The 6,445-nt window shown below is 69.1% G+C and carries 4 protein-coding genes, 1 rRNA gene and 1 pseudogene; 5 read left to right on the top strand and 1 reads right to left on the bottom strand.

Annotated features, from left to right (window positions below):
* The 5 genes and pseudogenes from C1I93_RS27030 to C1I93_RS27010 form a co-directional block, all read left to right on the top strand.
* A pseudogene (locus C1I93_RS27030) lies at window positions 1-512 on the top strand (glycosyl hydrolase); the annotation flags it as partial.
* Between the two features lie 70 nt (window positions 513-582).
* A complete protein-coding gene (locus tag C1I93_RS27025) occupies window positions 583-1,644 on the top strand; it encodes a PHP domain-containing protein (RefSeq protein ID WP_111246100.1) in 1,062 nt (353 codons plus the stop codon).
* A gap of 74 nt (window positions 1,645-1,718) precedes the next feature.
* Window positions 1,719-2,318, top strand: a complete 600-nt coding sequence (locus tag C1I93_RS27020) for a Uma2 family endonuclease (protein WP_146603589.1) — start codon at window positions 1,719-1,721, stop codon at window positions 2,316-2,318.
* 46 nt (window positions 2,319-2,364) lie between these two features.
* Complete coding sequence (locus tag C1I93_RS27015) at window positions 2,365-4,035, top strand: DUF885 domain-containing protein (RefSeq protein ID WP_111246098.1); 1,671 nt, start codon at window positions 2,365-2,367, stop codon at window positions 4,033-4,035.
* A gap of 178 nt (window positions 4,036-4,213) precedes the next feature.
* Window positions 4,214-6,031 (top strand): VanW family protein, encoded by a 1,818-nt coding sequence (locus tag C1I93_RS27010; protein WP_111246097.1) that lies wholly within the window; start codon window positions 4,214-4,216, stop codon window positions 6,029-6,031.
* A gap of 288 nt (window positions 6,032-6,319) precedes the next feature.
* Here the strand turns inward: C1I93_RS27010 and rrf are convergent.
* Window positions 6,320-6,436: ribosomal RNA gene (gene rrf, locus C1I93_RS27005) — 5S ribosomal RNA — on the bottom strand.
* Between the last annotated feature and the right edge of the window lie 9 nt (window positions 6,437-6,445).

The following is a 6,445-nucleotide window of genomic DNA, read 5'->3' as shown; positions in this document are numbered from 1 at the left end:
GTCCCACCACCACGCCGACTCCCACGCCCACCGACCCACCGACCGGCTCGCCCACCCGCTACCTGCTCTCCGGTGGCGGCCTCGGTACGGCCGCAACCGCAGGTACGGCCACCGTGGCCGGTGCCGGCGGGGCCAACTCCGACGGCACCCCGCGCAACCCGGTGGTCTTCACCGCGACCGGACTCAACCTGACCCACAACGGTGGGCAAACCGCCTTCGACCTCTTCGTCGACGCCGGCCAGGCGGTCGGCAACGGGGTGCAGACCCGCGTCTCGTACGACCTGACCGGCGACGGAAGCTGGGAGCGGGTCGAGACGTACCGCTACTTCGCCACCGACCCGGTGCCCGGCTGGGAGAACTACACCCAGGCGGCTGGGCTGCACTCCAGCACCGGAGCCCTGGGCAACCTGCGCGGCGGCACCGTGCGGGTGGAGGTCTGGTCCGCCATCGGCAACAACCCCAGCACCATCGGGGTCGGCAACCGCTCGGTGCTCCGGCTGCCGTTCAGCTGATCCCGCGTACCACCACCCCGCGCCGCCGGTCGTCACCCGACCGGCGGCGCGGGCACGTAGGTTGCAGGACATGACCCGCGACCCCATCGCCGACCTGCGCCGGATCGCGTTCCTGCTGGAGCGGGCGAACGAGGCCACCCACCGGGTACGCGCCTTCCGGACGGCGGCGAACACGCTTGCCGCGCTGCCGAGCGGGGAGCTGGCCGAGCGGGTCCGCGATCGCACCCTCAGGGAGCTGGCCGGGGTCGGTGACGTCACCGCGCGCTGCGTGGTCGAGTCGCTGGCCGGTGAGGAACCTGTCTACCTGCGCCGGCTGCTCGCCACCGAGGGCGTCGATCTGGACGCCGAGGCCACCGCGTTGCGTACCGCCCTGCGGGGCGACTGCCACACCCACTCCGACTGGTCCGACGGCGGCTCGCCGATCGAGGAGATGGCGCTGGCCGCCGTTGAGCTGGGCCACGAATATCTGGTGCTGACCGACCATTCGCCCCGGCTCAAGGTGGCCCGGGGCCTCACCGCGAGTCGGCTCCGCCAGCAACTCGACCACGTGGCCCAGCTCAACGCGGCGCTGCCGGAGGGGTTCCGGATCCTCACCGGCATCGAGGTCGACATCCTCGCCGACGGTTCCCTCGACCAGGAGGAGGAGTTGCTGGCCCGGCTGGACGTGGTGGTCGGGTCGGTACACAGCGGCCTGGGCGACGACCGGGCGAAGATGACCCGTCGGATGTTGACCGCGATCGCCAACCCGCACCTGGACATCCTCGGCCACTGCACCGGCCGGATGGTGTCGTCCCGGCCGGCCGGGGTGACCGGGCCGGGTGACCGTGGGCACCGGGCGCGGACCCGGGCCGAGAGCGACTTCGACGCCGACGCGGTCTTCGCCGCCTGCGCCGCACACGACACCGCCGTGGAGATCAACTCCCGTCCGGAGCGCCAGGACCCACCGAAACGCCTGATCCGGCGGGCACTGGAGGCCGGTTGCCGCTTCGCCATCAACACCGACGCGCACGCCCCCGGACAGCTCGACTGGCAACGCTTCGGCTGCGAACGCGCCGCCCGCTGCGGCGTCCCCGCCGACCGCGTGATCAACACCTGGACCGCCGACGACCTCCTCACCTGGGCCCACCGCTGACCCGCACCTCGTGTCGTGCACCACAGAAACCACATACATTGGTAGGGCGTTGACCGACCGAGGAGGTGTACACCATGGCGATGCCGATGCGCTTCGACCCACTGTTCGATCTCGACGGCATGTGGACGACCCAGTTCGCCGACCGCTACCTCCCGTTACCTGAGGCACCCGAGGCACGCTACGAGTGCATCGACGGAAGGTTGGTCATGACGCCCGCCGAGGTCGGCACGAACAGTTACGGCGAGATCGAGCTTGCTCATCTTTTGAAGCCCGCCGCCAGGGCTCACGGCTTTTACGTGTTCGGTCAGGTGAACCTGACCTTCTCGCCGCAGCGCTGGATCCAGCCGGACGTCACGGTGCTGCACACCCTGCCCAAGACCGATGAGGAAGACCGCTGGATCCCGGTCCACCTCTGCACCATGGCCGTCGAGTTCGTCTCCCCCAGCAGCCGCCGCCAGGATCTCGTCGACAAGCCGATACCCTGCGCCGAGGGACGGGTGCCGTATTTCATGCGGGTGGAGATCTCGCGTCGCCTGCGGCACGTCGCGGTGGAGCTGTTCACCCTCGGCAAGTTCGGCGGCTACGACACGCTCGCCCAGGCGGTGAGCGGGCAGCGGTTGCGTGCCGACGAGCCTTTCCCGATCGACTTCGACCCGGCCGACCTGCTGCCCTGAGCGCGCTGACCACACCGGCCCAGCCCCCTGGCGTAGGGTTCGCAGCGTGGGACGAATCGACGACATCGCCAACCGCTACGTGGCCGACTGGGCGGCGCTGAGCCCGACCGGCGCCACCTACGTCGGCATCTCCGGTCATGACGACAAGCTCGACGACCTGTCGCCCGAGGGATACGCGGCGCAGGCCGAGCTGACCCGCCGCGCGCTTGCCGATCTCGACGCCACCGAGCCGGAGACCGAGGGTGAGCACATCGCCCGGGACGCGATGCAGGAGCGACTCGGGCTCGAACTCACCAGGTACGACACCGGCGAGACCACGAGCGAAGTAAGCGTCATCACCAGCGGGTTGCACTCGATCCGGATGGTCTTCGACCTGATGCCCACCGAGGGTGAGCAGGCACAGGCGAACATCGCCGCCCGGCTGAGCCTCTTCCCCGCCACGCTGGAGAGCTACAAGACGACCCTGCGCGAGGCTCTGGCCGCCGGGCACGTCAGCTCCCGGGTGCAGCTCGTCGAGGTGGCCAAGCAGTGCGACAGTTGGGTGGACCCGGACGGCGACAACGTGTTCCACGGGCTGGTAGAGCGGCTGAGCGCCGACGGCGCCCTCGCCGCCGAGCTGCGTCGGGGCGCGGCCGCCGCCACCGCGGCCACCGCCGAGTTCGGGCAGTTCCTGCGTACGGAGTTGGCACCTCGTGGTCGGGACAAGCAGGCTGCCGGGCGGGAGCGCTACGAGCTGGCCTCCCAGTATTTCCTCGGTGCCCGGATCGACCTCGACGAGACGTACGCCTGGGCCTTCGCCGAGCTGGCCCGCCTGGAGGCCGACATGCGTACGGTCTCGGCGGAGATCGCCGGCCCCGGCGCCACCATCGACGAGGCGGTTGTGGCGCTGGACGCCGATCCGGCCCGCACCATCCGGGGCAAGGAGGCGTTCCGCGACTGGATGCAGGCGCTTGCCGACAAGGCGATAAGCGACCTGCACGGCACCCACTTCGACATCCCGGAGCAGGTGCGGCGGATCGAGTGCATGCTCGCGCCGACAAGCGATGGCGGCATCTACTACACCGGCCCGAGCGAGGACTTCACCCGGCCCGGCCGGATGTGGTGGGCGGTGCCGCACGGCATCACCGACTTCTCCACCTGGCGGGAGGTGACCACCGTCTACCACGAGGGGGTGCCCGGGCATCACCTCCAGATCGGGCAGACCGCGGTCCGGGCCGAGTTGCTCAACCGCTGGCAGCGGCTGCTCTGCTGGGTCTCCGGGCACGGCGAGGGCTGGGCCCTGTACGCCGAGCGGCTGATGGACGAGCTGGGCTACCTGGAAGACCCGGGCGACAAGCTCGGCATGCTCGACGGCCAGGCGCTGCGCGCGGCCCGGGTGATCGTCGACATCGGCATGCACCTGGAGCTGGAGATCCCCAAGGACAACCCGTTCGACTTCCACCCCGGTGAGCGCTGGACGCCGGAGTTGGGTTGGGACTTCATGCGGGCGCACTGCCGGGTGCCGGACGAGATGCTGCGCTTCGAGTTGAACCGCTACCTGGGCTGGCCGGGCCAGGCGCCGTCGTACAAGGTCGGCGAGCGGATCTGGCTCCAGGCCCGGGAAGACGCGAAATCGCGCAAGGGTGCCGACTTCGACCTGCGGGAGTTCCACCGGCAGGCCCTCGACCTGGGTGCCCTCGGCCTCGACCCGCTCCGCCGAGCCCTCGCCCGCCTCTGACTGACCGCGGTAATCGATGACTTACGATGACGCAACGAGGACGGAGGGTGGACACGGGAGGAGGGAAACCCGCAAGGCACAGACCTTGGCTCCCCACCGGCCGTCGCGTTGGCTACCGTAGTTGTCTTCCGGGGTGGGGGTCCCGGCTCAACTCGCGGCTTTTCCCGAAGAGGTAGTTGTGACGCTGTACGGCGAAAAACGTCCGCCCGCCGATGACGACCGGCCCACCGTGCAGGTGGAAGCGGTCAGCTGGCCGCCCGTCGAGGAACCGGTACGACAGGCGCCGGTCGCCCCGCAGGGCGATCCCAAGCGGTCCAGCCGGTTCCGGATCCTGTTGGCCGCTGGGGTGGCCACCGCTGTGCTCACCTCGGTCGGCGCGGTGGGCGTCTGGGCGTACGTCGGTGATGTGCCACGCGGCACCACAGTGCTCGGCACCGAGCTCGGCGGACGCAGTAAAACGGACGCGGCGCGGGAGCTGCGCGCGCAGCTCGACCGCCGCGCGGCTGAGCTGTCCGCTCCCATCCAGGTACGCGTCGGAGAGCGGACCGCCGAGATCGTCCCGGCCGAGGTGGGGCTGACAGTCGACGTGGACGCGACAGTGGCCGCGGCGGCGGCGGCCGACGCCCACGCGGTGGACCGGCTGGTCGGCTCCCGCGAGGTCGAGCCGGTGGTCTCGGTCGACGTGCCGAAGTTGACCGCCGAGTTGGAGAAGCTCGTCGGTAAGCAGGGCCAGAAGATGACGATGCCGGCGATCACCTTCACCGGCACCAAGCCGAAGGTGCGTTATCCGAAACCGAGCCTCGACGTGGACGCCGAGCACTCGGCGGAGGTGGTCAAGGAGGGCTGGCTGCGTGGGCAGTCGGTGACCGTGCCGTTGGTGGAGAACCATCCGGCGACCTCGGCCGAGGAGGTCGACCGCATGGTTGCCGAGTTGGCCGAGCCGGCGGTGGCCGCACCGGTCAAGCTCTCCACCGACCGCGGTTCGGTGGAGATCCCGCCACAGGCGATCGCCAAGAGCCTCCGATTCAAGGCCGACAAGGCCGGCAAGCTCTCGCCCCGGGTGGACGTGAAGCAGCTACGGGCCGCACTCGGGGACCGCCTGGACGCGGTCGAGGTGGCCCCGAAGGACGCGACGATGGCCATCTCCGGCAACAAGCCGAAGGTGACTGACGGGCGTGCCGGGCAGCAGGTGGACACCAGCAAGCTCGGCGATGACCTGCTTGAGGTGCTGTCCCGCGACTCGGACCGGACGATCTCCGCCGAGCTCAAGCCGGTCCAGCCGAAGCTCACCGCGGAGAAGATCGGCACCCTGGGCATCAAGGAGAAGGTCGCTTCCTTCACCACCAACTTCACCGGTGGGCTCGGGTCGCCGCGCAGCCAGAACATCGTGACGATCGCCAAGGACGTGGACGGCACTGTGGTGCTGCCCGGCGAGACGTTCTCGCTCAACGGGCACACCGGGGAACGCGGCTACGCGCAGGGCTACCGTGACGCGCCTGTCATCCTCGACGGCAAGCTGGTGCCGGGCGTCGGTGGCGGCACCTCTCAGTTCACCACCACGCTCTTCAACGCGATCTACTACGCTGGGCTGGAGGACGTGGAGCACAAGCCGCACTCGTACTACTTCAGCCGCTATCCGGCGGTCATCGAGTCGACGATCTTCTGGCCCAACCTCGACTTCAAGTTCCGCAACAACACCGACCACGGCGTGCTGATCGACACCTCGTACACCGGCAACTCGATCACGGTGTCGATCTGGGGCACGAAGATCTGGGACAGCGTCAAGACCGAGTACAGCCCGCGGCGCAACATCACCTCGCCGAAGACCGTCTACCTCGAGCCTGGGCCGAGCTGCATCCCCGCCAACGGCAGCCAGGGCTTCACCCAGGACGCCTTCCGCGTCATCAAGAAGGACGGCAATGTGGTGAAGCGGGAGAAGTTCAGCTGGACCTACGCCGCTGAACCGCGCTTCATCTGCGCCAAGCAGCCTTCCTGACGCCACGCCAGCTTGCTCGCGGCCCCGCCGGCTTCCCGCCAGCGGGGCCGCTCCTTTTGCCCACGCCACCTCCTTTTGCCCACGCCCACCACCGCCCACGAACCACACCCGTCCTGCCCAGGCCGGCCCCCTGCAACGCGTCGATCATGCAGTTGTGGTGGTCGACAAAGTCGCACAATCGCTGCTCTTTCCGGCACCATAACTGCATGATCGACGCGTTGGGGTTGGCAGGAGGCCATGAAACAATTCAGGGCCACCCCGTGAGGGGTGGCCCTGAATTAGAAAGATGTCCGGCGGTGTCCTACTCTCCCACACCCTCCCGAGTGCAGTACCATCGGCGCTGGAGGGCTTAGCTTCCGGGTTCGGAATGTAACCGGGCGTTTCCCCTCCGCCATGACCGCCGTAACCTTATCA

The organism is Micromonospora endophytica (assembly GCF_003236305.1).
GTDB classification, from domain to species: domain Bacteria; phylum Actinomycetota; class Actinomycetes; order Mycobacteriales; family Micromonosporaceae; genus Micromonospora; species Micromonospora endophytica.
The sequence above is the reverse complement of the archived record's forward strand: the minus strand, read 5'-3'. Positions and strand labels throughout refer to the sequence as shown.

Excerpts from the sequence above, each read along its gene's own strand:
- C1I93_RS27020 (WP_146603589.1), top strand. The coding sequence starts at position 1,719 with ATGGCGATGCCGATGCGCTTCGACCCACTGTTCGATCTCGACGGCATG.
- C1I93_RS27025 (WP_111246100.1), top strand. The coding sequence starts at position 583 with ATGACCCGCGACCCCATCGCCGACCTGCGCCGGATCGCGTTCCTGCTG.